Below are 24,994 nucleotides of genomic sequence, written 5' to 3' on the forward strand. Positions count from 1 at the left end.
AATCACTATGGCAAAAATGCGGCTTACATTTTCGTGTAGCCCGTCGCGCCATCTGTCACAATCGAAATCTCAGACGATCTTGAAATAACCCGTCATGCCGGTCTTCTGGTGCTCGATGATGTGGCAATGAATGACCCAGTCGCCCGGATTGTCGGCCACCAGCGCCACTTCCGCCTGTTCGTCGGGCAAAAGCAGGATCGTATCGGTCGGCGGCGGCAGGAATGTCCGCTTGTTGGAATTGAGGATGCGGAAGCTCAAGCCGTGCAGATGGATCGGATGCGCGTGCGGCGTTCGGTTGGTTACCTGCAGGACATAGCTCTTGCCGAGCTTCATCTCCTCGATCGGTGCGATCGGATCCGGGGTGTCGCCTGGCCACGGCACCTTGTTGATCGCCCAGAACGTATAGCCGAGCGAGCCGCAGATAGAAGGGGCAGCCTTATGCTCGGCTGTTGCCGTCAGTTCGATCGGCACGCGGGTCGCGGTGGAAAGGTCCGCCTCGGAGATCGGGTTGGCGGGCAGGGGGGCGACATCGCGGAGGTCGCGTTTCAGCGAAGAGCCGGCCGCACGGAAACGCGCGATGGTCCAGGGGTTCGATCCGCGGAAATTGCCGAGCACGGCCGTCTGCCCCTCTCCATCGGGCATGCGCACGACAAGATCGACGCGCTGGCCGGGGCCGAAATCATAGCGATCGAGCACGAAAGGCTTGTCGACCGGATTGCCGTCGAGCGCGATTACCATCGCCTCGGCGCCATCGAGGCCGATCGTATAGATGCGCGTGACGTCGGTGGCGGCGATGCGTACGCGCACCAGCCCGCCGGCCGGCGCATCATAGGTCGGTTCCTGCTGCCAATTGGCGGTGCGCACCGTGCCGTAGGTGCCGCCGCGTGCGGCGTCGCGCGGCTTGAACGGGTCGATGAAGGCGCCGCCTGTGCCGAGCCGCCAGTCGCGCAGGTTGAGCACGATCTCGGCATCGAACACCGGATCCTCCGGATTCTCGACGACGATCACGCCGGTCAGGCCGGCGCCCATCTGCGTCAGGGTATTGCAGTGCGGGTGGTACCAGAAAGTGCCGGCATCCGGCGGCGTGATGAGATAGTCGAAGCGATCGCCTGGATAGACATAGGGCTGTGTCAGCTCGGGCACGCCGTCCATGGCGTTGGCGATGCGAAGCCCGTGCCAATGCACCGTCGTCGGCTCGTCCAGCCGGTTGAGCAGGCGTGCGGCGTAGGGCTCGCCCTTGCGCATGCGCAGGACCGGGGGCATGCCGCCGCTTTCGGCCTCTCCCAATCCGTAGGTCATTACTTTCGGTGTGATGCCGTCGGTGGCGATCTGCGCTTTGATAAACTGCGCCGTCAGGATCTGCGGATCGGGGGCGGTGCCGGCGCGTGCCGCCATGCCGGCGCCGAGCGCAAAGGCGCCTCCGAGGGCGGCGGAACCTTGAAGGAAGGTGCGGCGACTGATGGCGGGCATTCAGGCAATCTCGGCAACTGGTTAGATCACGTTAGAGCTGGATGCGGGCGGAAAACCGCAAACACTTTTCCTCATCCCGCTCTGGCGTCGGTTCTAAACCTGAACGCCGCATTCAGCAATTAGCCGGACTGCGCGCATCTTGCCGCAGGTTAGCCGTCCTTGCGCCTGTGGTTGTTGCCGGCGGCGAGCTTGTTGAAGAAGGACGAGGTGCGCAGAAGGTTGCGGAAGGGCATGGCGCGCGCTTCCGCAGGGACCGGCCCGCGCGCCGTCATGCGCTGCAGCGTGTAGAGCATGAACAGGAAGAGGACGGCGGCCGTGTAGATGAAAAGCGCCTGAGGCCCGAAGATCTCGAGCAGAAACGACGCAAAGAGCGGCCCAATGATCGCGCCGAGCGACCAGAAGAACAGCATGCCTGCCGAAACCAGTGCATGTTGGCCCTCTGCGGCATGGTCGTTGGCGTGGGCCGAGCAGAGCGAATAGAGCGGCATTGCAAAGGCGCCGAACAGGAAGATGCCGGCAAAGTTCAGCCACTCGTCGTTGCCGGCGCCGAAGGCCAGGAACAGGCCCGCCAGCAGCGAACCGAAGGTGGCGATCAGGATGATCAGCCGGCGGTCGAGCCGGTCGGAATAGTGGCCAAGCGGATATTGCAGCACGACGCCACCGATGATGCCGGCGCTCATGAAGGTGGCGATGGCCGTCACGGAGAGGCCGATGCCTTGGCCATAGATCGGGCCGAGCGAGCGAAAGGCGGCGTTGGTCAGGCCGACGACGATGCAGCCGATGGTCGCGAGCGGCGAGATGTTCCAGAGTGCTTTCACATCGAAGCGGATGGCTTCCGGGGCCACGGGGCTCGACCGATCGGCGAAGGAGATCGGGACCAGCGACAGCGTCAGCGCCATGGAGATGATGGCGAAGAGTTCGAAGCCCTCGAGGCCGATGCCGGGGATGACATATTGGGCTGCCGTCACCGATCCGAGATCGACGAGGCGGTAGACCGAAAGCGTGCGCGCCCGGTTGGCATTGGTGACGCTGGCATTCAGCCAGCTTTCGACGGTCGCGAACAGGCAGGCGAAGCAGATGCCGGCAAGCAGTCGCATCAGGAACCACATCAGCGGATTGATGACGAGCACCATGGAGATCGCCGCGGCCGATGCGATCGCAGCCATTGCCGAGAAGGTGCGGATGTGGCCGATGGCGCGCAGGATGCGCGTGACATAGACGCAGCCGAGCGCGAAGCCGATATTGTAGCCGGCGCCGATCACGCCGATCAGGGATGTCGAAAACCCCTCTTCCAATGCACGAAGCGAGATGAAGGTGCCCTGCAGGCCATTGCCGCCGATGAGGATGCCTGCGGTAACGAGAAGGGGGATGAGCGGGCGAATCTGAGACATGGGGCAGGCGACATCCGGAAATCGGCCGCGACTCGAGGGATCGTTGCGGGCCTCAAATGTGTAGCCCCGCATTCTGCTGCCGGACAGCCCCGAATTGTGACGATTGCCATTCTTTTCGCGGCATTTCGGCAGGCTCTTGTTCGAGCACGGCCTTGGACTGGCCGTTTCCTTCGTCTACAACGCGCCTCCATCGGGGGCGGCAGCGGTCGCGCGGCTTGACAAAGGCTGCGCATCATGCGCTTTTCCGCCCGATTTTGACCATGTTGCCGCGCGCCGTGTCCCACGAGCCTGCGCGGCTCTTTGCAATTCCGGGATAAGACGATGCATCGTTACCGCAGCCACACCTGTGCCGCCCTCCGCAAGTCGGACGTCGGCTCCACCGTTCGCCTCTCCGGCTGGGTCCACCGCGTCCGCGACCATGGCGGCGTGCTGTTCATCGACCTGCGCGACCATTACGGCATGACCCAGGTCGTCGCCGATCCGGATAGCCCGGCGTTCAAGATCGCAGAGACGGTGCGTGGCGAATGGGTGATCCGTATCGATGGCGTCGTCAAGGCGCGCACCGACGATACCGTCAACAAGGGTATGCCGACCGGCGAGATCGAGCTCTATGCCAAGGAGATCGAGGTTCTCTCGGCCGCCAAGGAACTGCCGCTGCCGGTGTTCGGTGAGCCTGATTACCCGGAAGACGTGCGCCTGAAGTATCGCTTCCTCGATCTGCGCCGCGACACGCTACACAAGAACATCGTCAAGCGCACGCAGATCATTTCGTCGATGCGCCGCCACATGGGCGAAGTCGGCTTCACAGAATACACGACCCCGATCCTGACGGCATCGTCGCCGGAAGGCGCGCGTGACTTCCTGGTACCGTCACGTATCCACCCCGGCAACTTCTACGCCCTGCCGCAGGCGCCGCAGCAGTACAAGCAGCTCTTGATGGTTGCCGGCTTTGATCGGTACTTCCAGATCGCACCGTGCTTCCGCGACGAAGACCCGCGCGCCGACCGCCTGCCGGGCGAGTTCTACCAGCTCGACCTGGAAATGAGCTTCGTCGAGCAGGAAGACGTCTGGTCGACCATGGAACCGGTCATCCGCGAGATCTTCGTCGAGTTCGCCGAAGGCAAGCCGGTGACCGAGACGTTCCCGCGCATCCCTTATGACACGGCGATCCGCAAATATGGCTCCGACAAGCCGGACCTGCGCAACCCGATCGAGATGCAGGCGGTCACCGAGCACTTTGCCGGCTCCGGCTTCAAGGTCTTCGCGAACATGATCGCGTCGAACCCGAAGGTCGAAGTCTGGGCGATCCCGGCCAAGACGGGTGGCTCGCGCGCCTTCTGCGACCGCATGAACGCCTGGGCACAGAGCCAGGGTCAGCCGGGCCTCGGCTACATCTTCTGGCGCAAGGAAGGCGAAAAGCTCGAAGGCGCCGGCCCGCTCGCCAAGAACATCGGCGAGGAGCGCACGGACGCGATCCGCACGCAGCTCGGCCTCGACGACGGCGACGCCTGCTTCTTCGTCGCCGGTGATCCCGCCAAGTTCTACAAGTTTGCCGGCGAAGCCCGCACCCGCGCCGGCGAGGAACTCAACCTCGTCGACCGTGACCGCTACGAATTCTGCTGGATCGTCGACTTCCCATTCTACGAATGGCTGGAGGACGAGAAGAAGATCGACTTCGCCCACAACCCCTTCTCGATGCCGCAGGGCGGCCTGGAAGCGCTCAACGGCGAAGATCCGCTGTCGATCAAGGCCTACCAGTACGACATGGTCTGCAACGGCTTCGAAATCGCCTCGGGCTCGATTCGTAACCAGTTGCCGGAAGTCATGGTCAAGGCATTCGAACTGACCGGCAAGTCGCAGCAGGAAGTCGAAGAGCAGTTCGGCGGCCTCTACCGCGCCTTCCAGTACGGCGCACCGCCGCATGGCGGTATGGCCTTCGGTATCGATCGCATCGTCATGCTCTTGGTCGGCGCCAAGAACCTGCGCGAGATCTCGCTGTTCCCGATGAACCAGCAGGCTGTCGACCTCTTGATGGGCGCGCCGTCGGCCGCAACCCCGGCACAGCTGCGCGAACTGGCGATCCGCCCGATCCCGCAGAAGAAGGACTGAGGTCGAGCAGATCTCGCAAAAAGAAAAGCCCGGCGGTCGTCTCGCCGGGCTTTTTCGTTTGATACGCTCCATCCGTCTCAGCGCCTGCCGTAGGCAGTGTCGCGAACGTCGCGCGTGAACTGCCCCTGTCCGCAAAGGTCGCGTTCGTCATGCAACGATGAGCTTCTGGCGTCGGTCAGAAGTCCATGCCGGGACCGGGCGTCGGCGCGGGTCCATTCTTCTTCGGTTTTTCCGCGACCATGGCCTCGGTCGTCACCAAGAGACCGGCGATGGAAGCCGCATCCTGCAACGCCGCACGCACCACCTTGGCGGGGTCGATGACGCCCATACGGAAGAGGTCGCCATATTCGCCGGTCTGGGCGTTCCAGCCGTGGGCGAAGTCATTCTTTTCTCGGAGTTTTCCGACGATCACGGAGCCTTCGGCACCGGCATTCTCGGCAATCTGGCGAACGGGCATCTCGACTGCCCGCCGAACGATCTCGACGCCGACGCGCTGATCGTCATTGCCGGCCTTGAGCCCGTCGAGTGCGTGCACGACCCTGAGCAGCGCGACGCCGCCGCCGGGCAGAATACCTTCTTCTACCGCGGCTCGCGTCGCATGCAGGGCGTCGTCGACGCGATCCTTCTTCTCCTTCACTTCGACTTCGGTCGAGCCGCCAACCCGGATCACCGCGACGCCGCCGGCGAGTTTGGCGAGCCGTTCCTGCAGCTTTTCCCGATCGTAGTCGGACGTCGTTTCCTCGATCTGTGCCTTGATCTGGCTGACACGTCCGCCGATATCCGCCTTCGTTCCGGCGCCATCGACGATCGTGGTGTTTTCCTTCTCGACCATCACCCGCTTGGCGCGCCCGAGCGTGTCCAGCGTCACGTTTTCAAGCTTGATGCCGAGGTCCTCGGAAATGACCGTGCCGCCCGTCAGGATGGCGATGTCCTCGAGGATCGCCTTGCGCCGATCTCCGAAGCCGGGGGCTTTGACGGCCGCGATCTTGAGACCGCCGCGCAGTTTGTTGACGACGAGCGTGGCAAGCGCTTCGCCCTCCACATCCTCGGCGATGATCAGCAAGGGATGGCTCGCCTGGATCACGGATTCGAGGATCGGGATCATGGCCTGCAGGTTAGAGAGCTTCTTCTCGTGAATGAGAATATACGGGTCTTCGAATTCGACGCGCATCTTCTCCTGGTCGGTAATGAAGTAGGGGGAAAGGTAGCCGCGGTCGAACTGCATACCCTCGACGATCTCAAGTTCGATCTCGGCGGTCTTGGCTTCCTCGACGGTGATCACGCCCTCGTTGCCGACGCGCTCCATCGCCTTTGCCAGATAGTTGCCGATTTCCTTGTCGCCGTTCGCCGAGATCGTGCCGACCTGGGCGATTTCCTCGTTGTTGGAGATCTTTCGGGCATGGGTCTTCAATTGCGCAACGATCGTCTCGACGGCGAGATCGATGCCGCGCTTGAGGTCCATCGGGTTCATGCCCGATGCGATCGCCTTGACGCCTTCCCGGACAATGGCTTGAGCGAGCACGGTGGCCGTCGTCGTTCCGTCGCCGGCTACATCGCTGGTGCGTGACGCCACTTCACGCAGCATCTGCGCGCCCATATTCTCGAATTTGTCTTCGAGCTCGATCTCCTTGGCAACCGAGACGCCGTCCTTGGTGACGCGCGGCGCGCCAAAGGCCTTGTCGATCACCACGTTCCGCCCCTTCGGGCCGAGCGTCACCTTCACGGCATCGGCGAGAATATCGACACCACGCAGCATACGGTCGCGGGCATCGCTGCTGAACTTGACTTCCTTGGCTGCCATTGTTGACCTCCCTCAACACCAAACACGTAGCCTCATGCTCCCGCCGCCCGCCGCGCGGGGGCAATCCTGCATGCTATCGAAAACCCTCAGCGCGCCTCGCTGCCTGTTCGGCTACGTCGCGAAGTCCCGTTCCTCGTCATTGTCCGGCGTCAGGATATCGATCAATGCCGCAACCCGGCCAGCCGGCAGGTGGCGGCCTTCGCCAATCAGCGCCTCGTCGTTGTTGACCCAGGCAATGGCCTCGGCGAGTTCGCCCGCCGTCGCGCCGGTCGCAAGCAACTCGGCCATCAGCGTCTCGTCGACCGGGCCAAGGATAGCGGTAATATCCGCATGCTTCAGTCCCATGGGCTCCTCCTTCCGTTTTATCGGTCGGGAATGCGGGGACCTCGGATCCCCGCCCAAAGTAAATAGGCCGAGGTCTGACGGCATCAAGCGCTGATCATATCATGGAAGCCGAGGGGGCAAAAAACCGCGGTGCCGTCATTCCGGACGAAGCGCGTTGTCCAGGAAATACCATTGGTCGAGATGCGCTCGAACGATGGGCTCGATCGCCTCGTTCAGAAGCAGCATATCGTCCAGGAGGCGCGCGTTGGCGGGATCTGAGGCCGGAAGCCCGATGGGCTCCAGCGCCCGGCATTCGAAGCGAAAGCCGTCAGTACGCAGGCCGTACCAGGGGCAGATCGTGGCACTTGTCATGTGTGCCAGGCGAATGGCAAGCGCGAGATTGCCTTCCTGATGCGGTATGCGGTCGAAGAACGGTCCGCGGATCATGCCGCCAAAACCTTCGTCGCAGAACATGCTGACCACACCACCGCTCTTCAGGACCTTGAGCGCCGGCCGAATTCCCTCGGCGCCCGGCGGAAGAAACTGCAGTCCGGCCTTGCTGCGCACGCGTTCGGCAATCCATGCCTTGGCACGGCTTTTCGGGGGGACGTAGAAGGCGTGGGGCTGGAGACCGAGATTGCGGAACGCGATCGTCCCGACCTCCCAATTGCCGAGATGAAGCCCGACGAGGATGATGGGGCCGTCTTTCGCCGCGTCGCGGATCGGCGCGAGACCCTCGGTCAGCAACCTATCGTGATATCTCTGCAATCTGTTGATGACGGAAAACTCCGTCATCAGGCGCCCCTGGGCCCGACAGTTTTCGAGAAACAAGGCTTCCTGTTCCGCGGGGGTCAGGTCCGGACGCAGATGTTTGATCGTATCGCGGGCGCGCTGAGCGGCGACCTTGTGAAAGCGCGGCACCGCGAACAGGCCAAGCGCGGCCCCCAGGCGCGAGCATGCATCCATCGGTAACAGTTTCATGCCGAAATGGGCGGCAAGGTTGGCGAGATTCGAGAGATTGTCGCTGATCCAGTAGCGCCGAAAGGCTCGCGCGCGTTCGCCCCCCGCCAGCGCGTCAGCAAGACGCGGCGGGTGCTCTTCAGCGAAGATCCAGGCTTTCCGCTTGGCGATGGGTCCCTTTAGGCCAGGATTATCCGGCGCCATGCGACGTGCCTTCTCGCCTATGTAGGGTGACCGGAAGCCCGCCCTTCGGCCTCAGGGTCAGCCGGCAGATCGGCTCGACCGCGTGGCGTTCGCGCAGGCGAACCCGGTAGCGCTGAGCGATGATGGCCAGGCACAGGATCGCTTCCGTCAGGCCGAAATGCAGGCCCGGGCAGACGCGCGGGCCGCTTGCGAAGGGAATGAAGCTGTAGGGCGTCGGGCGGCGGCCCTCGGTGAACCGCTCCGGATGGAAATGGTGCGGGTCTTCGAAGAGGCTTGCGGTGCGGTGGAGGAGCCATGGCACGATCAGGACCAGCGAGCCCGGCTCGGCAGCGACGTCGCCGATCATGTCCGCCTCGCGCGTCTGTCGCGCCAGGATCGGAACCGGTGGGTAGAGACGAAGCGTTTCCTCGATGACGGCCCGGCACCATTCGAGCTGCGGCACGTCGTCGATCGTCGGCATTCGGTCGCCGCAGACCCTGGCGATCTCGTCGTGGACGGCCTTCTCGATCCAGCCCGCCTTGGAAAGCAGATACCAGGTCCAGGTAAGCGTGGCCGCCGTCGTTTCATGGCCGGCCATGAAGATGGTCGCGGCCTCGTTGCGCAAGGCGACGAGATCGAGCTTCAGCTCCGGATTTCGCTGTTGGCGCCGGATGAGCAGTTCGACCATGGAATTGTGGTCACCGCGCCCGGCAAGATGATCCTCCACTACCTTGTCGATGGTCCCGTGGATACGCTTGACCGAGCGGCGCAGGCTCGGGGTGCGCAGGACGGGAAGCCCGTCGTCAAAGCCGAGGAAATAGCCGATGTTGATGGAATCGACCAACGACTGGTAACTGGTGAAGCCCTCGGTAACGGCGGCCGCACTGTCATCACCGAGCTGGTTGCCGAAGACGCTGCGCGCGATGATCTCGGCGGTCAGGCCCGCCATTTCGTGGAGCGCATTGACCTCTGCCCCATCGGGCATCCGGTTCCAGCGCTCGACCAGTTCGCTGGTCGTCTTCTCCATGACAGGGCCGAAGGACGGAACCCTCTTCGCGTGGACGATGTCCGCCACCAATGGCCGGCGTTGCTTCCAGGTGTCGCCATCGGAAATGAACAACCCGTCCCCGAGCAGGAAGTCGAGCGCCCGGCGCATCTGCGGACTCTTGCGCTCGAAGTTCTCGTGTCGTTTGACGACGACCTGCCGGATCAAGTCGGGTGAGTTGACGACGATGACCTGCCGGCCGAGAATCCGGATCTGCGAGACCTTTTCGGTATAATCGCCGGCGCGCCAGATCGACAGGAAATCCGTTCGCGCCTGGAGCAGGAGGCGAAGCGGCTTACCCGGTGGGCCCGAATAGTAATCGGCGCGCACGGGGGCAAATTTCCCGTCCGCCAATTCTTCTCTAAAATTTACAGACTGCTGGAGCCAGGCGAGCATTTACGTCCGATCTGCCGTAACGTGAAGATTATATTCAGGCGTATACTTGTATTTCTTACATAAAGTCCGAGACGACCCTGCTAAGCCTTAGATGTACTCAAGTTCGTCAGAAGTCGGATTTTCAGCCGCGTGAGTGTGGCATGCCCGATTTTGATGAAAAACGCCATCGCCCGACCGCGAAATTTTCTTGATGCCATGAATAGCCTGCTGGGAAAGTGACGATCGCTGCAACCGATGCGCGCTCCGCCAAGAAGTACGGGTGTCAGCCGAAAGCATGTCCGCAAGTAGAAGCGGCCCTTGATCTGTGGGCAGCCAATGGGTGTGAAATACAAACCTGCTTCGGGGAAGCTGGATTGGAAGTCTCGCGGATCGTGCGGCAAAATCAGGGGACCGATGCGGCCACTCAGGTTTGCGCGCCCGTACGGGCGCGCAAACGCTTATCGTAACGTCGCTTGTTTCGGGCCCGGCTGAGGCCGGGAACAGGTGCGAGGGTCAGTCGTTCGCGGTCACCTTGACGCCGAGCACCGACGGAATGGTGTTCGGTGCGCCCATGGCGGCGCCCATGATCATCGGGAACGGAACCGGCTTTTCCGGTGCCGCGCTGATTGTCAGGCTCTTCGGGCCATCGAGATAGGCGTTCACGGCGGCGGATACCTGGTTCTGCAGTTCCGGCACATTGAGCTGTGCCATCATGATCGGCACCAGGCCCTTCAGCGACTGAGCCATCTGCTCGCCGGAAACGCCTTGCTGCGAACCGGCATAGTCGAGCGCCTTCTTGGTGATCGAGGCGTCATCGAAGCGGATTTCGGCGCTGTTGAATGTCAGCTGCTGCATCAGGCCCATCATCGCGAGGCCCATGGCCTGGTTGGCCTCTTCCTTGTTCGGGTTGGCCTCGGCCGCCTTCATCGCCTCCTGCATCGACTTGACGAAGGCGAGCGTGTAGCCCGAGATGTCGAAGGCGAAGTTCAGCCGGCCGACATTCTTGAAGTCGAAGGAATATTCTTCCAGGGCGACATTGCCGCTCTCGATCTCCCAGCTACCCTTCATCGTCAGGGCGCCGTCAAGCGTGGTCAGGCCGAGCTTTTCGATTGCGTCCTTCGTTTTGGCGTCCTCGACGGATGAAAGGTCCGCCTTGATGCCGGACGCCGTCGCGTCGAAGTCGAAGCCGGCGTCGTTTTCCTGGCGCGCCAGGTTTGCTTCGGTGCTCTCCAGCGAGAAGACTTCCTTGCCCTTCGCATTCACCGTGATCGGGCCGGTGCTGGCGCTTTCGTAGAGGAGAATATCGTTGATGGTGCCGCCGTTCGCGTTGGCGGGGATCGTCAGGCCCGAAAGCAGGATGTCCTTGACCGACAGGCTGCCCTCGTCCTGGCTTAGATTGACGTCGGGGAACGATACGGTTTCTGCGTAGTATCCGCCGCCTTCGGTTTCTTCGACACCTTCGAAGGTCAACTCACCGATCTTCAGCGCGTCGCCCGGGTGGCTGGCGACCTTCAGTTGCACGCCGGACACCGTTACCTTGTCGCCGTCGACTTCGGCCTTGTCGTAGGTAAGGGATGTTCCGTTCGCGTTCGTCGCCGCGTCGAGCTTCTTCATCAGATCCGCGCCATCGAGCGCGAAGGCCGGACCGGCGAGCGTGAGGAGCGCGGCGCTCGCCATCATCAGGCGGATCTTGCGCGTGTGCATCATTGTCGAGTTCCTTCGTAAAATCTTTGATTGTCTAGCTGTTTCGAAGATGAGGCGTGGCTAATCTGGTTTGTTTCCGCGGCGGGCGTCAACTGGGAGCGAACGGCAACATCCGGTGGATGTCGGCGGCCAGTTCGTGTCTTGCAATCCCCCTCACAATTCGTCCAAATCAACTGCAGCCGAAGCTATTACGAAACAGGGCGAAATTATATTCGCTTGGTCGAACTGCACATGTTCCCGGTCGGGCATGCTTTCCGGGATGTTACCAAGCGCTCGCCTCCGACGCATAGCCGTCCGACCGTTGCACGAACATTGCGCCGGAGCAAGCGGATCGCTTCGACCGCCAACAGTTGGCCCGCAAGGGGGTTCTCCACAATCGCATCCCCTGAAAACCTTGCTGTTCCGGGTTTGTTGCGTTAGCAAGGACCTATGGGACAAAGCCTTACTCCCCCGTCAGGCGGGGACGACAATATTCAGCCGGTTGACCTCAAGGCGGCGCTGGAAGAGCGTTATCTTGCCTATGCCTTGTCGACCATCATGCACCGCGCGCTTCCGGACGTCCGCGACGGATTGAAGCCCGTGCATCGCCGCATCGTGCATGCGATGAGCGAAATGGGCCTCAGGCCCAACTCGTCGTTCAAGAAATGCGCCCGTATCGTCGGCGACGTCATGGGTAAGTTCCACCCGCATGGCGACGCATCGATCTATGACGCGCTGGTGCGCCTGTCCCAGGAATTTGCGATCCGTTATCCGCTGGTGGATGGCCAGGGCAACTTCGGCAATATCGACGGCGATAACGCCGCGGCGATGCGATACACCGAAGCGAAGATGACGGATGTCTGCTCGCTCCTGCTCGAAGGGATCGACCAGGACGCGGTGGATTTCCGCCCCACCTACAACGAGGAGGACCAGGAGCCGACCGTGCTTCCCGGGGCCTTCCCGAATCTGCTGGCAAACGGCGCCACCGGCATTGCGGTCGGCATGGCCACCTCGATCCCGCCGCACAACGCACACGAACTGTGCGACGCGGCGCTGCACCTCATCCGCCATCCGGACGCGAGTGTCGAGGACCTGCTTTACGATCCGGCCAATCCACAGAGGGGCGGCATTGAGGGCCCCGATTTCCCGACCGGCGGCGTGATCGTCGAGAGTCGCGAAAGCATGGCCGAGTCCTATCGCACGGGCCGTGGCGGTTTCCGCGTTCGCGCTCGCTGGGTGCAGGAGGATCTCGGCCGTGGCGGCTACCAGATCGTCGTCACCGAGATCCCCTATCAGGTTCAGAAGTCGCGCCTGATCGAAAAGATCGCCGAGCTTCTGGTCGCCCGCAAGCTGCCCCTGCTCGAAGACATCCGCGATGAATCCGCGGAAGACGTCCGCATCGTTCTCGTGCCGAAGAGCCGCTCGGTCGATGCCGGCATTCTGATGGAGTCGCTCTTCAAGCTGACCGAGCTGGAGAGCCGCATCTCGCTCAACATGAACGTGCTGTCCATGGGGCGCGTGCCGAAGGTCATGGCGCTCAACGAGGTGCTCTCGGAATGGCTAGCGCACCGTCGCGAGGTGCTGCAGCGCCGCTCCCGCCACCGCCTGTCGGCCATTGATCGCCGGCTGGAAATCCTCGGTGGCTATCTCGTCGCCTATCTGAACATCGACGAAGTCATTCGCATCATCCGCGAAGAAGACGAGCCGAAGCCGGTCATGATGGAGCGCTTCTCGCTCACCGATCTGCAGGCCGAGTCGATCCTCAACATGCGCCTGCGCTCCTTGCGCCGGCTCGAAGAGTTCGAGATTCGCACCGAATTCGACGCGCTTTCGAAGGAGAAGGCCGAAATCGAAGCACTGCTCGCCTCGGAGGAGAAGCAGTGGCAGACCGTCGCCTGGGAGATTGGCGAGGTCAAAAAGAAGTTTGCCAAGGCCACCGAGATCGGCAAGCGTCGCAGCACCTTCGCCGATGCACCGGAGGCTGACGTCGAAGCGATCCAGCAGGCGATGATCGAGAAGGAACCGATCACCGTCGTCATCTCGGAAAAGGGCTGGATCCGGGCGCTGAAGGGCCACATCACCGACACGTCCTCGCTTCAGTTCAAGGAGGGCGATGCGCTCAAGGTGGCGTTCCCGGCGCAGACGACCGACAAGATCCTCGTCTTCACGACGGGCGGCAAGGTCTACACGCTCGGCGGCGACAAGCTGCCTGGCGGTCGCGGCCATGGCGAGCCGCTGCGCATCATCGTCGACATGGAGAACGACCAGGACGTGCTGACCGCCTTCGTCCACGATCCGGCGCGCAAGCTCATTGTCTCGTCGGCTGCCGGCAACGGTTTTGTCGTGACGGAAAGCGACATCGTCGCCAATACCCGCAAGGGCAAGCAGGTGATGAACGTTTCGATGCCGGACGAAACCAAGCTGGTCGTGCCGGTCAAGGGAGACCATGTTGCCGTCGTCGGCGAGAACCGCAAGATGCTTGTTTTCCCGCTCGTCCAGATCCCTGAAATGGCGCGCGGCAAGGGCGTCCGGCTGCAGCGCTACAAGGATGGCGGCATCTCCGACATCCGCTGCTTCACGATCGCCGAGGGGCTCGTCTGGGAAGACAGCGCCGGCCGTGTGTTTACCAAGACGAAGGATGAGCTGATCGAGTGGCAGGGCGATCGCGCATCGGCGGGCCGCGTCGTTCCGAAGGGCTTCCCGCGCAGCGGAAAGTTTAGCGGCTGACCAGCAATTGCTGGCCGTGCGGCTGACGAGCCGCATGGCCGGTGTCCCGTTCCGGGGCACTGAATTTGTACATTAAGGTATTGGAAATACAGTTGAAACCGAGCGAGATGCGGCGCTTGTAAGTGCCGCACGTATCGTGGATCACTGCCCATCCAACAGGATGGTGCCAATGCCGAACGCCAACACGCTCGACGATATTCTCCTGGCGCTCGCCAGCCCGGTTCGCCGGCGGATCTTCGAGATCCTCTTTGCCGGCGAGGCGCGTGTCACCGACATCGCCTCGGCCGTTGCGGTGCGAGGCGAAGAACTGGAGAAGCACATCGCACTCCTTGAGGCAGCGGGTCTCGTCACGCGCCTGCGGCGTCGCGAAGGCGAATCGCTAAGCGGGAATCCGGCGCCTTTGAGCGAGGCGGCCACCTGGATCAACACCAATCGTGAGCTGTGGGCGATGCGCGTGCAGATGCCTGAAACCCGACTGGCATCCGCCGCGCCGGAACCGGTGCCGGAACGAACCCCGATTCGTGATCGCCGTGGCGAATCCGACCAGAAGCCGCGCCGCCCGCGGCCAACCGGTCCTCGCCGCGACCATTGATCCGATATCGTTACTCGGCGCAGGTCACTGCGGCTCTCAGCGCCCGGCTGCGCATCTGCCAGAGCGAATGACCAATGAGCGCCAGAATCAGGATCGCGCCGCCCAACAAGGTCTGCGTTGTCGGGGTTTCGGCAAAGACCAGCCAGACCCAGATCGGCGCCAGGATCGTTTCGAGCAGGTAGAACATGCCCACTTCCGGCGCGGAGAGGTAACGCGGTCCCGTCGCCAGGCAGAAGAAGGCGAGCGGGATCATCACGAGGCCGTTGAAGAAGATGTAACTAGGCTCTGCGATCGAGAAGCCCGAAGGAGGCAGCATCAGCAGAGCGACTGCTGCCGGGAAGATCGCCGTCACCAACGGTACCAGCGCCATGTCGCGCTTGCTCGCGCGGCTGATCGTGATGGCACTGGCGAGGAGAAACGCGGAGGACGCGGCCATCGCATCACCGAACAGATGGCCGCTTTCCAATCCGTCCTGGACGATCAATCCGACGCCGAACACCATGACCAGCATCGTCACCAATGTGGCGTTCGATGGCCGTTCCTTCAGGAAGATCCAGGACAAAATGGCGGCAAACATCGAGGTGAAGGCGAGGATGAAGACCACATTCGCCGTCGAGGTGTTGAAGACGGCGAGCAGGAAGGTGCAGGAATTGATGCCGTAGAACAGCCCGACGGCAAGCCCGGTCTTGCCTGGTAACAGGGAGAGCTTCCGGCCGAACACGCGGTTGATCACGAACCAGGCGCCGAGCGCGACGACGAACGTCGACAGGCTGCGCACGGCAAGCAGCGACCAGACGTCGCCACCGGCGGAGCGGATGAGCGGGATGTCGAAGGAGAGCGCGAGACCGCCGAGACCGGTTATGGCAAGGCCGCGCCGGTGCATCGCGGCATCAGAAGATGAACTCAATTTCTAACCCGTTTTCGTAGGTGCGGCTTCCACTGTGGTGTCTCCGCCTTCATAGCGTTCCCAGCCACGGGCCATAAGGTGTTCTTGCGGCAAAAACTTTGTCTTATAGCCCATCTTCCGCGATCCCTTGACCCAATAGCCAAGATAGACATGGGGCAATCCGCGCTCTCTGGCGCGGCGAATGTGGTCGAGAATCATGAACGTGCCGAGCGAGCGGTCTTCTCGATCGGGATCGAAGAAGGAGTAGACCATCGAAAGCCCGTCGCCCATGCGATCTGTCAGCGCTGCCGCAATCAGCGGTCCGCGCGCTTTCTCGCTAATGCCATCGCCTTCGACCCTAAGGCGATACTCGATGATCTTCGTGTGCACGTGCGTGTCTTCGACCATCATCGCGTAGTCGAGCACCGACATGTCAGACATGCCGCCCTTCTGGTGTCTGCGGTCGAGGTACCGACGGAAAAGATTGTACTGTTCGCTCGACGGCTCGGCCGGATACTCCGCCGATGTCACATCCTGATTGGCGGCAAGCACCCGGCGCATGGAGCGGCTGGGCTTGAACTCGTTGGCAAGAATGCGCACCGAGATACAGGCGCGACAGGTCTCGCAGGCCGGGCGGTAGGCGATGTTCTGCGAGCGGCGGAAGCCGCCCTGTGTCAGGAGATCGTTGAGTTCGGGCGCGCGCTCGCCCACCATGTGGGTGAAGACTTTTCGCTCCATCTCGTTCGGCAGGTAAGGGCAGGCTGCCGGCGCAGTGAGGTAGAATTGCGGAGACGGTGCGGTCTGTGTGTTCATCGAGTGCGGAGGTTACTCTTCACGCGGTTGCTCATGACCGTAGCATGGCGGAAGAATGGAAAACGTCAACTCACTCGTTTGCAGCTTCCGCCTCTGCCGGCCAGTTATTTTAGCATTGCCGACAATGGGCGCGCTTCCGGTCAGTACATGTCACGGCGGACCATGACGGTACCGATCAGCAGGTCGTGCAGCAGGCGGCTGCGATCGGTAAAGAGGCCGATCAGCAGGATCAGCGGCGTCAGCAGAGCGTTGGCGATCCAGAAGATGACGAGGTGGACGATGGCGGTCAGGAAATCCATCGGACGTCCATCGGTGCGGGCGACCGCCAATCCCATCATCCGCATGCCGAGGGAGGCCTGCTCCCGCCCGCCGACCGTCAGGCCGAAATAAAGCATGGCGACGATGGCAAAGAGCGCCGGGTAAAGCATGAAGCCGAGGCCGAGCGTGAGGATGCCCAGGAAGAAGACGACGACCGCCGCCGGGATCCACAAAAGGGCGATGATGGCGTAATCCAGCAGGAACGCGAATATGCGCCGGGAGAGCACGCCCTGATAGGCGCGCCAATCATTGCTCGGCAGCCTCAGTTCTTCGTTGTGCATGGTCATCCGTTTAAGCCTCGCTTGGGTGCATGCAGAATATGGGACGGTGACGCCGGCAAAACAAGGATCGCAGGCTCCTGCCTATTCCTTAGGTCGGAAACGGTATCCGGCAACTCAAAATGCTGCGGCGCCCCCGCGCGTCTGAAAAGATGCGCGGTACCGAAGAACCTCGGGGCCAAGAACCCTGGGCCTAACGGCCCTTGGCGAGGATGCGAGCGACCTCGACGGCGAAATAGCTGAGGATGCCGTCACAGCCGGCGCGCTTGAAGGCGAGCAGCGTTTCCAGCATTACCTTCTCGCCGTCGATCCAGCCATTGGCGGCGGCGGCTTTTATCTGCGAATATTCGCCGGACACCTGGTAGGCGAAGACCGGCAGGCCGAAGGCCTCCTTCATCCGCCAGCAGATGTCGAGATAGGGGAGACCCGGCTTCACCATCAGCATGTCGGCGCCTTCCTCGACGTCGAGGGCGGCGTCGCGGATGGCTTCGGTGCCGTTTGCCGGATCGATGTAATAGGTCTTCTTGTCGCCCTTGAGCAGGCCGCCGGTGCCGATCGCTTCGCGATAGGGACCGTAGAAGCCGGAGGCGAACTTCGTCGCATAGGACATGATGCCGACATTCTGGTGCCCGGCGGCGTCCAGCGCCTGGCGGATCGCGCCGATCCGGCCATCCATCATGTCGGAGGGGGCGATGATGTCGGAGCCGGCATCCGCCTGGGCGATTGCCGCTCTGGAGATCATCTCGACGGTTTCATCGTTGACGATCTCGCCGTTGCGCAGGATGCCGTCGTGGCCATGGCTGGTGAAGGGATCGAGCGCGACGTCGGTGATGACGCCGATCTCGGGCACCGCCTTCTTGAACGCGCGGGTGGCCTCATTGATCAGGTTGTCGGCAGCCAGGCTGTTGGAGCCGGTCTCGTCGCGCAGCCGCATGTCGATGTTGGGGAAGGTGGCGATCGCCGGAATGCCGAGGTCGGCTGCCTCCTTGACGGCTTCCACCGCCTTGTCGACGCTCATGCGGTTGACGCCGGGCATTGCCTCGATCGGCTGGACGATGTTGCTGCCCGGCACGATGAAGATCGGCCAGATCAGATCGTCGACGGTCAGGCGGTTTTCCTGCACCAGCCGCCGCGTCCAGTCGGCCTTGCGGTTGCGGCGCATGCGGCGGTGGCCGGTGATCCTGTCCACAAGATTTGTCCTGTCGTTCATAGCGCCGCGCCTTTCCGGTCAAAATCGTCGTTAGCCAAGCGCTTTATCATGGGGCGGCGGCAATTGGGAACCGCGCGTCAGGCAAACAGGCTGCGGCATTTCTTCTCTTCAAATGACGGCGGCAGGGGAGGGCGCGCAGCGATCCCGCTGGCGGAGGAGCAAGAGCCGCCCTATCTTGCCGACCATGCTTCATGATTCTGCCCATGTGCCGAAACCATCGCTCACCGAGATCCTCTTCGGTGTCTTCTTGCGTCTGGTCGCTGCCTCGTGCATCTGGTTCGCACTCAATTACTGGGCCATGCTGATCGGCTTTTCCCATGGCGGCGCCGGTCGCTTCGATCTCCTGTCTCCCGAATGGCGTGCGGCCGCCACCGCGCTCGCCGTCGTCTATCCCGTTGCGGCGCTCGGCCTCTGGCTGCTCGTCTCCTGGGGGCCCGTGGTCTGGGTGGTCGCCGCGGCGATCGAGATCGCCATGTACGAGTTCTATCCGACCAGTTTCGGCGCCCGTCCGCTGCTGCTCGTGCTGCATGCGGCGGTTGCCGTGACCTTCGTTCTTTTCCGGGCGGCACTCTTCTATCAGCGTTGGCGGCAGGCCAAGCAGGTAAGAGTTGATTCACCCTGAGACAGGCTCGTCAAATGGCAAGCTCTTGTTAAGGCTGCGGTTTAAGTAGAATTTTAGACGTATTCGATAGGGTCTCACTCAAGGCGGGAAGACAAACAGACACCGCCAAACAAAACAGTGAGGCAGTCAAATGAACACCAAGATGAAGCCGCAGGCGGCTCAGCCCCGAGACCCTCAGGAAGAAACCATCCGTGGTCTCTACATGGAATCCCTTCACCTCGTCGAGCGCCTGCATCGCCGTCTGCTCGACGTCATCAAGGACGAGTTCGACCGCGAAGGTCGCAGCGACGTCAACGCCGTCCAGGCCCTGTTGCTCTTCAACATCGGCAATTCGGAACTGACCGCCGGCGAACTTCGCTCCCGCGGCTACTACCTCGGCTCGAACGTCTCCTACAACGTCAAGAAGCTCGTCGACCTTGGCCTGATCAACCACCAGCGCTCCCGCGTCGATCGCCGCTCGGTTCGCATCAGCCTGACGGAAGACGGCCAGGACATCGCCGAAACCGTCGCCAAGCTTTATGAGCGCCACATCGGCTCGATCCAGAAGGTCGGCGGCATCGGTTCGGACGAGTTCACCCAGATGAACAAGCTGCTGCAGCGCCTGGATCGCTTCTGGAACGACTCGATCATGTACCGTCTCTGATCCAGACAAAACCTCCAGTTCAAGGGTCGGGCGCAATCCCTGCGTGTCCGACCTTTGCCATTTGTCGGCGTCGCGTTCTGTTGCCCAAAAGCCGCACCCCATTGGCACGCCAATCCCGCGTCTGGCCGGCTTTCCGGACGGAAAATATTAGAAAATCAAAATGTTGCTGTCTGCGACCTACCTGCGGGCCTGTCCGTTGCGGTGAAAAGCAAATGGCGTGTCACGTCGTCGTTCAGCCTCGCCGAGACACGAATTGGCCATATTGCTGTGACAGCGACGACGACATGCGGTAGGTGCGGCCACGTGGTTTCTCGAGCGTGGATTCATTTCGCGTTTCGCCTGCCGGATGAGGGTTGTCACTCGCGGTATCGTGAAAACTTGTGAGGGCAGGGTGGCTCGTTGGTTGACCTTTGTTAACCACGATCGTGTTAGGGCTCCGGCAACATGCGTGCCAGCGCATAGGGCGCGTGCCAACGCATTGGGATGGTAGGAATATGTCGAAAAAGAATGGAATTGATGCATTCTCGCGCCGCGCCTTTCTGCGCTCGGCGGCAACCTTCGGTGCTGTGGCGGTCGCTGGCGCGGCAAGCGCACAGGATGCCCTGAACGAGATCATCAATTCGCCGCGCCGCGGTTCCTGGGATGACCAGTATGACGCGAAGGCCGCGCGGGCCGCGACCGCCGTCGTTTCCAACAATCCGATCTTCGGCATCGATACGCTTGCCAACACGCAGAACGCCATTGCGCAGTATCAACAGATCGTCTCCGCCGGCGGCTGGCCGCAGGTCAATTCGGCAGTTCGCTTGCAGATGGGCGTCTCCGATCCGGCCGTGCAGGCTCTGCGCCAGCGTCTGATGATTTCCGGTGACCTTCCACAGTCTGCCGGGATTTCCAGCGCATTCGACTCCTACGTCGATGGCGCGGTCAAGCGCTTCCAGGCCCGCCACGGACTGCCGGCGGACGGCGTGCTCGGCGAATATTCCATCAAGGCGATGAACATCTCCGCGGATGTCCGGCTTGGGCAACTGAACACGAATATCGTGCGGCTACAGTCCATGTCCGGAGATCTCGGCAGCCGCTATGTCCTCGTCAACATTCCCGCGGCCTACATCGAGGCGGTCGAAAATGGCCGCGTTGCAACGCGCCACACGGCCGTCGTCGGCCGTATCAGCCGCCCGACGCACATCATCAACTCGAATATCTATGAGGTCATCCTCAATCCCTATTGGACCGCGCCGCGTTCGATCGTCGAGAAGGACATCGTTCCGCTGATGCGCAAGGATCCGGAATATCTGGAGAAGAATGCGATCCGCCTCATCGACGGCAGCGGCAACGAGGTCTCCCCTGAGACAATCGACTGGAATGCCGAAAAGGCACCGAACCTGACGTTCCGCCAGGATCCCGGCAAGACCAATGCCATGGCCTCGACGAAGATCAATTTCCATAATGAAAACAACGAGTACATGCACGACACGCCGCAGCAGGGCCTGTTCAACAAGCTGGCGCGCTTCGAATCGTCCGGTTGCGTGCGGGTTCAGAACGTGCGCGACCTGACGACGTGGCTTCTGCGCGACACGCCCGGCTGGTCGCGCCAGCAGATCGAGGCGACGATCCGTTCGGGCCAGAATTCGCCGATCAAGCTGGCGGTCGAGGTTCCGGTCTATTTCAAGTACATCACCGCCTGGGCAGCGATGGACGGCATCGTCCAGTTCCGCGACGACATCTACGAAATGGACGGCGAACAGCAGCTGGCATTGCAGACGACGACCGGCATCGAACAATCGGCCGGCTCGATCGAGCAGGATAATCTGCCGCAATAAGCAAAGTCGGGCATTTTCCGATTGAAGCCGCGCGAGCCTTGCCCGCGCGGCTTTTTCGTGCACGGAGCCCCGCGGTATTTCGGCGCGGCAGATGGGGGAAATGACGCAAACCGCACAGCAGATATTGCTCTCGCCGTGCGAGGAAGCTAAAGAACTGCCACCCTTGAGAGGAGCCTCGCGCCGATGCCTGAACAGACCAATGACGCCTTCTTCACCCGCTCTCTGGCCGACAGCGATCCGGATATCTTCGGTGCGATCGAGAAGGAGCTGGGTCGTCAGCGCCACGAGATCGAACTGATCGCCTCCGAGAACATCGTTTCCCGCGCCGTGCTCGAAGCCCAGGGCTCGATCATGACCAACAAATATGCCGAGGGCTATCCGGGCAAGCGCTATTACGGCGGCTGCCAGTTCGTCGATATCGCCGAGGAACTGGCGATCGAGCGCGCCAAGAAGCTCTTCGGCGTCAACTTCGCCAACGTCCAGCCGAACTCCGGTTCGCAGATGAACCAGGCCGTGTTCCTGGCGCTCCTGCAGCCGGGCGATACCTTCATGGGCCTCGACCTCAATTCGGGCGGCCACCTGACGCACGGTTCGCCGGTCAACATGTCCGGCAAGTGGTTCAACGTCGTCTCCTACGGCGTGCGTGAAGACGATCACCTGCTCGACATGGACGACGTCGCCGAGAAGGCACGCAAGCACAAGCCGAAGCTGATCATCGCCGGCGGCACGGCCTATTCGCGTATCTGGGACTGGAAGCGCTTCCGCGAGATCGCCGACGAAATCGGCGCCTGGCTGATGGTTGACATGGCGCACATCGCCGGTCTCGTTGCCGGTGGCCAGCACCCGTCGCCGTTCCCGCATTGCCACGTCGCCACCACGACTACGCACAAGTCGCTGCGCGGCCCGCGTGGCGGCATGGTTCTGACCAACGACGAAGACATCGCCAAGAAGATCAACTCGGCCGTCTTCCCGGGTCTCCAGGGTGGCCCGCTGATGCACGTCATCGCCGCCAAGGCGGTCGCGCTCGGCGAGGCTCTGCACCCCTCGTTCAAGGACTATGCGGCCCAGATCGTCAAGAACGCCCGGACGCTCGCCGAAACGCTCAAGGCCAATGGCCTCGACATCGTTTCCGGCGGCACCGACAACCACCTGATGCTCGTCGACCTGCGCAAGAAGAATGCGACCGGCAAGCGTGCAGAAGCCGCGCTCGGCCGTGCCTTCATCACCTGCAACAAGAACGGCATCCCGTTCGATCCCGAGAAGCCGTTCGTCACCTCGGGCGTCCGTCTCGGCACGCCGGCTGGCACGACCCGCGGCTTCAAGGAAGCCGAGTTCAAGGAAATCGGCGAGCTGATCGTCGAGGTCCTCGATGGCCTGAAGGTCGCCAACTCCGACGAGGGCAATGCCGCCGTCGAAGCGGGCGTTCGCGACAAGGTCGTCAAGCTGACCGACCGTTTCCCGATGTACGGCTACATGTGATCGGTCGCCCATGCGCTGCCCCTACTGCGGTTCTGAAGACAGCCAGGTGAAGGATTCCCGTCCGGCAGAGGACGGGAACGCCATTCGCCGTCGCCGGATTTGTCCGGATTGCGGAGGTCGCTTCACGACCTTCGAGCGGGTGCAGTTGCGTGAACTGATGATCATCAAGAAGACCGGTCGGAAGGTACCTTTCGACCGGGACAAGCTCCTGCGGTCTTTCGAGATCGCGCTGAGGAAGCGCCCGGTCGATCGCGACCGCATCGAGCGGGCGGTTTCCGGCATCGTGCGGCGTCTCGAAAGCTCGGGCGAGACGGAGATTCCCTCCGAAGAAATCGGTTTGCAGGTGCTCGAGGCCCTCAAGAGCCTCGATGACGTTGCCTTCGTGCGTTACGCTTCGGTCTATCGCGATTTCTCGCATGCCGAGGATTTCGAGAAGGTCATCACCGAGATCAGCGCCAAGATCGCGCGCGATCCCGGCGAATAGAACACACGCTGGATAGAGCCATGGCAGCGACCAACCGTGAAGACGAGAGGTTCATGGCCGCGGCGCTGAGGCTGGCCCGCCATCATCTCGGACAGACATCCACCAATCCTTCCGTCGCCTGCCTGATCGTCAAGGACGGCGTCATCGTCGGGCGCGCCGTGACGGCGCGAAGCGGCCGTCCGCATGCCGAAACCCAGGCTCTTGCCGAAGCCGGCGAGGGGGCGAGGGGAGCGACGGCCTATGTGACGCTGGAGCCCTGCTCGCACCACGGCAAGACGCCGCCTTGCGCGGACGCGCTCGTCGCATCCGGCGTTGCCCGCGTGGTGATCTCGATCCTCGATCCGGACGAGCGCGTCGCCGGGCGCGGCGTCGTGCGCCTGCGCGATGCCGGCCTCACCGTCGATATCGGCGTTCTCGCGGAAGAGGGGCAGCGGGCGCTCGAAGCCTATCTCATGCGCCAGGTCAGCCGCCGCCCCTATGTGACTCTCAAGCTTGCCGTTTCGGCCGACGGCATGATCGGCCGCAAAGGGGAGGGGCAGGTTCGCATCACCGGTCCCATCTCCCGCGGGCAGGTGCAGATGCTGAGGGCCGAGACGGATGCGATCCTGGTCGGGATCGGCACGGCGACGGCTGATGATCCCGAATTGACCGTGCGGCTGCCAGGGCTCGAAAATCGCTCGCCGCTGCGCATCGTCCTCGACCGTCGGCTCGACCTCCCGCTTGCTTCGAAACTGGCGCGAACGGCGCGGGATGTCCCGGTGATCGTGGTCTCCAGTGATGGATCCGGCGAGACGGATGCTGACGACGGCCGGGCCGCACGCAAGGCGGCCCTGGAGGCGGCGGGCGTCGAGGTTCTCGAAGCCGGTTCGATTGCCGATCTGCTAGCGGCGCTCGCTTCCCGCGGCCTCTCCTCCCTGATGGTCGAAGGCGGAGCCGTCGCGGCACGCGCCTTTCTCGCTGCGGATCTCGTCGACCGTATTCAGCTTTACACCGGCCCCGGGGCGATTGGCGAAAACGGTATCGCATCCCCATTTGACCGTAAGTCCGTGCCGAGAGGCTTCCGACGCGTCGCCGAGGCACGGTATGGCGACGACCTGTTCGAGGAATACGAAAGAGAGAACTGATGTTCACAGGCATTGTTACCGATATCGGCACCGTCGATGCCGTCACCCCGCTCAAGGAAGGCATCAAGCTGCGTGTTGCCACGAGCTATGATCCGAAGACCATCGACATGGGCGCCTCCATTGCCCATTCCGGCGTGTGCCTGACGGTGACCGCCCTGCCTGAAGCCGGCAGCAACGAGCGCTGGTTCGAGGTCGAGGCCTGGGAAGAAGCGTTGCGGCTGACGACGATTGCAGGCTGGACGAAGGGCACGCGGATCAACCTCGAGCGATCGCTGAAGATCGGCGATGAGCTCGGCGGCCACCTGGTCTCCGGCCATGTCGACGACAAGGCCGAAATCCTCTCGGTGGAACCGGAAGGTGACGCGGTGCGCTTTCGGCTGCGGGCACCCGAACATCTGGCAAAATTCGTAGCGCCGAAGGGCTCCGTCGCGCTCGACGGAACGTCGCTGACGGTCAACAAGGTCGATGGCGCCGAATTCGACGTGCTGCTTATCCGTCATTCGCTGGAGGTCACCACCTGGGGCGAGCGCAAGGCCGGTGATTTTGTGAACTTCGAGGTCGACACCATGGCGCGATATGCGGCGCGCCTGGCCGAGTTCCCGGCACCCAAGCCGGCATGAGCGAAGTTTGAAGTTCCTTGCCGAAAATGTCCGTTAC

Annotated in this window: 21 protein-coding genes and 1 pseudogene; 10 read left to right on the plus strand and 12 right to left on the minus strand. The window is 62.3% G+C overall.

The window, feature by feature from the left end; all coding sequences use genetic code 11:
* Positions 1-69 precede the first annotated feature (69 nt).
* Both ACQ5BM_RS04975 and ACQ5BM_RS04980 read right to left on the minus strand, forming a co-directional pair.
* Complete coding sequence (locus ACQ5BM_RS04975; protein ID WP_429808562.1) at positions 70-1,470, minus strand: multicopper oxidase domain-containing protein; 1,401 nt, start codon at positions 1,468-1,470, stop codon at positions 70-72.
* 149 nt (positions 1,471-1,619) lie between these two features.
* Positions 1,620-2,861, minus strand: a complete 1,242-nt coding sequence (locus tag ACQ5BM_RS04980) for an MFS transporter (RefSeq protein ID WP_429808565.1) — start codon at positions 2,859-2,861, stop codon at positions 1,620-1,622.
* Between the two features lie 321 nt (positions 2,862-3,182).
* Here ACQ5BM_RS04980 and aspS point away from each other — a divergent pair, with 321 nt between their 5' ends.
* Complete coding sequence (gene aspS / locus ACQ5BM_RS04985) at positions 3,183-4,970, plus strand: aspartate--tRNA ligase (protein ID WP_429808568.1); 1,788 nt, start codon at positions 3,183-3,185, stop codon at positions 4,968-4,970.
* 175 nt (positions 4,971-5,145) lie between these two features.
* On the opposite strand, the gene groL is transcribed toward aspS, so the two are convergent.
* From groL to ACQ5BM_RS05010, 5 genes are all read right to left on the minus strand, one after another.
* The gene (gene groL, locus ACQ5BM_RS04990; RefSeq protein WP_429808571.1) at positions 5,146-6,771 is read right to left on the minus strand and encodes a chaperonin GroEL; all 1,626 of its coding nucleotides are present in this window, start codon (positions 6,769-6,771) and stop codon (positions 5,146-5,148) included.
* Positions 6,772-6,882: 111 nt separating this feature from the next.
* The gene (locus tag ACQ5BM_RS04995; protein ID WP_057252607.1) at positions 6,883-7,116 is read right to left on the minus strand and encodes a hypothetical protein; all 234 of its coding nucleotides are present in this window, start codon (positions 7,114-7,116) and stop codon (positions 6,883-6,885) included.
* A gap of 135 nt (positions 7,117-7,251) precedes the next feature.
* Positions 7,252-8,259, minus strand: coding sequence for a lysophospholipid acyltransferase family protein (locus ACQ5BM_RS05000; protein ID WP_429808574.1), 1,008 nt, complete (start codon positions 8,257-8,259; stop codon positions 7,252-7,254).
* Positions 8,246-9,613, minus strand: coding sequence for a cytochrome P450 (locus tag ACQ5BM_RS05005; RefSeq protein ID WP_429808577.1), 1,368 nt, complete (start codon positions 9,611-9,613; stop codon positions 8,246-8,248). Before ACQ5BM_RS05005 ends, ACQ5BM_RS05000 begins: the two co-directional genes overlap by 14 nt.
* 558 nt (positions 9,614-10,171) lie before the next feature.
* Positions 10,172-11,365, minus strand: coding sequence for a hypothetical protein (locus ACQ5BM_RS05010; RefSeq protein ID WP_429808579.1), 1,194 nt, complete (start codon positions 11,363-11,365; stop codon positions 10,172-10,174).
* Positions 11,366-11,791: 426 nt separating this feature from the next.
* Between ACQ5BM_RS05010 and parC the strand changes: the two genes are divergently transcribed.
* Complete coding sequence (gene parC, locus ACQ5BM_RS05015) at positions 11,792-14,068, plus strand: DNA topoisomerase IV subunit A (protein ID WP_429808582.1); 2,277 nt, start codon at positions 11,792-11,794, stop codon at positions 14,066-14,068.
* Here the strand turns inward: parC and ACQ5BM_RS05020 are convergent.
* Positions 14,058-14,213, minus strand: a complete 156-nt coding sequence (locus ACQ5BM_RS05020; RefSeq protein WP_429808585.1) for a hypothetical protein — start codon at positions 14,211-14,213, stop codon at positions 14,058-14,060. The genes parC and ACQ5BM_RS05020 overlap by 11 nt on opposite strands.
* A gap of 24 nt (positions 14,214-14,237) precedes the next feature.
* On the opposite strand from ACQ5BM_RS05020, the pseudogene ACQ5BM_RS05025 reads away from it, so the two are divergent.
* Positions 14,238-14,564, plus strand: a pseudogene (locus tag ACQ5BM_RS05025) (helix-turn-helix domain-containing protein); the annotation flags it as partial.
* Positions 14,565-14,670: 106 nt separating this feature from the next.
* Here ACQ5BM_RS05025 and ACQ5BM_RS05030 read toward each other — a convergent pair.
* From ACQ5BM_RS05030 to hemB, 4 genes are all read right to left on the minus strand, one after another.
* Positions 14,671-15,567 (minus strand): DMT family transporter, encoded by an 897-nt coding sequence (locus tag ACQ5BM_RS05030; RefSeq protein ID WP_429808588.1) that lies wholly within the window; start codon positions 15,565-15,567, stop codon positions 14,671-14,673.
* A 3-nt stretch (positions 15,568-15,570) separates the two neighbouring features.
* Positions 15,571-16,359 (minus strand): arginyltransferase, encoded by a 789-nt coding sequence (locus tag ACQ5BM_RS05035; RefSeq protein WP_429808591.1) that lies wholly within the window; start codon positions 16,357-16,359, stop codon positions 15,571-15,573.
* Between the two features lie 140 nt (positions 16,360-16,499).
* Entirely contained in the window at positions 16,500-16,964 is a 465-nt protein-coding gene (locus ACQ5BM_RS05040) for an RDD family protein (RefSeq protein WP_429808594.1), read from the minus strand.
* 184 nt (positions 16,965-17,148) lie between these two features.
* Positions 17,149-18,165: a porphobilinogen synthase gene (gene hemB / locus ACQ5BM_RS05045; protein WP_429808597.1), complete on the minus strand. Its 1,017-nt coding sequence runs from the start codon at positions 18,163-18,165 to the stop codon at positions 17,149-17,151.
* Between the two features lie 184 nt (positions 18,166-18,349).
* On the opposite strand from hemB, the gene ACQ5BM_RS05050 reads away from it, so the two are divergent.
* The 7 genes from ACQ5BM_RS05050 to ACQ5BM_RS05080 all read left to right on the plus strand — a co-directional run bounded on the left by ACQ5BM_RS05050 (position 18,350) and on the right by ACQ5BM_RS05080 (position 24,957).
* Complete coding sequence (locus ACQ5BM_RS05050) at positions 18,350-18,787, plus strand: DUF6163 family protein (protein WP_429808941.1); 438 nt, start codon at positions 18,350-18,352, stop codon at positions 18,785-18,787.
* Between the two features lie 130 nt (positions 18,788-18,917).
* Positions 18,918-19,430 (plus strand): transcriptional regulator LdtR, encoded by a 513-nt coding sequence (gene ldtR, locus ACQ5BM_RS05055; protein WP_065777474.1) that lies wholly within the window; start codon positions 18,918-18,920, stop codon positions 19,428-19,430.
* A 494-nt stretch (positions 19,431-19,924) separates the two neighbouring features.
* A complete protein-coding gene (locus ACQ5BM_RS05060) occupies positions 19,925-21,250 on the plus strand; it encodes a L,D-transpeptidase family protein (protein ID WP_429808599.1) in 1,326 nt (441 codons plus the stop codon).
* 183 nt (positions 21,251-21,433) lie between these two features.
* Entirely contained in the window at positions 21,434-22,729 is a 1,296-nt protein-coding gene (glyA, locus tag ACQ5BM_RS05065) for a serine hydroxymethyltransferase (RefSeq protein WP_429808602.1), read from the plus strand.
* 10 nt (positions 22,730-22,739) lie between these two features.
* Positions 22,740-23,213: a transcriptional regulator NrdR gene (gene nrdR, locus ACQ5BM_RS05070; protein WP_034803756.1), complete on the plus strand. Its 474-nt coding sequence runs from the start codon at positions 22,740-22,742 to the stop codon at positions 23,211-23,213.
* 20 nt (positions 23,214-23,233) lie between these two features.
* Positions 23,234-24,337, plus strand: coding sequence for a bifunctional diaminohydroxyphosphoribosylaminopyrimidine deaminase/5-amino-6-(5-phosphoribosylamino)uracil reductase RibD (gene ribD / locus ACQ5BM_RS05075; protein ID WP_429808605.1), 1,104 nt, complete (start codon positions 23,234-23,236; stop codon positions 24,335-24,337).
* Positions 24,337-24,957 carry a riboflavin synthase gene (locus ACQ5BM_RS05080; protein WP_429808609.1) on the plus strand — a complete coding sequence of 207 codons (621 nt, stop codon included), beginning with the start codon at positions 24,337-24,339 and terminating at the stop codon, positions 24,955-24,957. Before ribD ends, ACQ5BM_RS05080 begins: the two co-directional genes overlap by 1 nt.
* Positions 24,958-24,994 lie beyond the last annotated feature (37 nt).

Origin of the sequence: Ensifer sp. B1-9, from assembly GCF_050474445.1 — a bacterium.
Lineage (GTDB): Bacteria > Pseudomonadota > Alphaproteobacteria > Rhizobiales > Rhizobiaceae > Ensifer.

Bases quoted from the DNA above. Each gene is read 5' to 3' on its own strand.
- ACQ5BM_RS04980 (WP_429808565.1), bottom strand. From the start codon at position 2,861: ATGTCTCAGATTCGCCCGCTCATCCCCCTTCTCGTTACCGCAGGCATC.
- parC (WP_429808582.1), top strand. From the start codon at position 11,792: ATGGGACAAAGCCTTACTCCCCCGTCAGGCGGGGACGACAATATTCAG.
- ACQ5BM_RS05010 (WP_429808579.1), bottom strand. From the start codon at position 11,365: ATGATGCACACGCGCAAGATCCGCCTGATGATGGCGAGCGCCGCGCTC.
- ribD (WP_429808605.1), top strand. From the start codon at position 23,234: ATGGCAGCGACCAACCGTGAAGACGAGAGGTTCATGGCCGCGGCGCTG.
- ACQ5BM_RS05040 (WP_429808594.1), bottom strand. From the start codon at position 16,964: ATGACCATGCACAACGAAGAACTGAGGCTGCCGAGCAATGATTGGCGC.
- ldtR (WP_065777474.1), top strand. From the start codon at position 18,918: ATGAACACCAAGATGAAGCCGCAGGCGGCTCAGCCCCGAGACCCTCAG.
- ACQ5BM_RS05035 (WP_429808591.1), bottom strand. From the start codon at position 16,359: ATGAACACACAGACCGCACCGTCTCCGCAATTCTACCTCACTGCGCCG.
- nrdR (WP_034803756.1), top strand. From the start codon at position 22,740: ATGCGCTGCCCCTACTGCGGTTCTGAAGACAGCCAGGTGAAGGATTCC.
- hemB (WP_429808597.1), bottom strand. From the start codon at position 18,165: ATGAACGACAGGACAAATCTTGTGGACAGGATCACCGGCCACCGCCGC.
- ACQ5BM_RS05050 (WP_429808941.1), top strand. From the start codon at position 18,350: ATGCTTCATGATTCTGCCCATGTGCCGAAACCATCGCTCACCGAGATC.
- ACQ5BM_RS05060 (WP_429808599.1), top strand. From the start codon at position 19,925: ATGTCGAAAAAGAATGGAATTGATGCATTCTCGCGCCGCGCCTTTCTG.
- groL (WP_429808571.1), bottom strand. From the start codon at position 6,771: ATGGCAGCCAAGGAAGTCAAGTTCAGCAGCGATGCCCGCGACCGTATG.
- ACQ5BM_RS05000 (WP_429808574.1), bottom strand. From the start codon at position 8,259: ATGGCGCCGGATAATCCTGGCCTAAAGGGACCCATCGCCAAGCGGAAA.
- glyA (WP_429808602.1), top strand. From the start codon at position 21,434: ATGCCTGAACAGACCAATGACGCCTTCTTCACCCGCTCTCTGGCCGAC.
- ACQ5BM_RS04995 (WP_057252607.1), bottom strand. From the start codon at position 7,116: ATGGGACTGAAGCATGCGGATATTACCGCTATCCTTGGCCCGGTCGAC.
- ACQ5BM_RS05080 (WP_429808609.1), top strand. From the start codon at position 24,337: ATGTTCACAGGCATTGTTACCGATATCGGCACCGTCGATGCCGTCACC.
- aspS (WP_429808568.1), top strand. From the start codon at position 3,183: ATGCATCGTTACCGCAGCCACACCTGTGCCGCCCTCCGCAAGTCGGAC.
- ACQ5BM_RS04975 (WP_429808562.1), bottom strand. From the start codon at position 1,470: ATGCCCGCCATCAGTCGCCGCACCTTCCTTCAAGGTTCCGCCGCCCTC.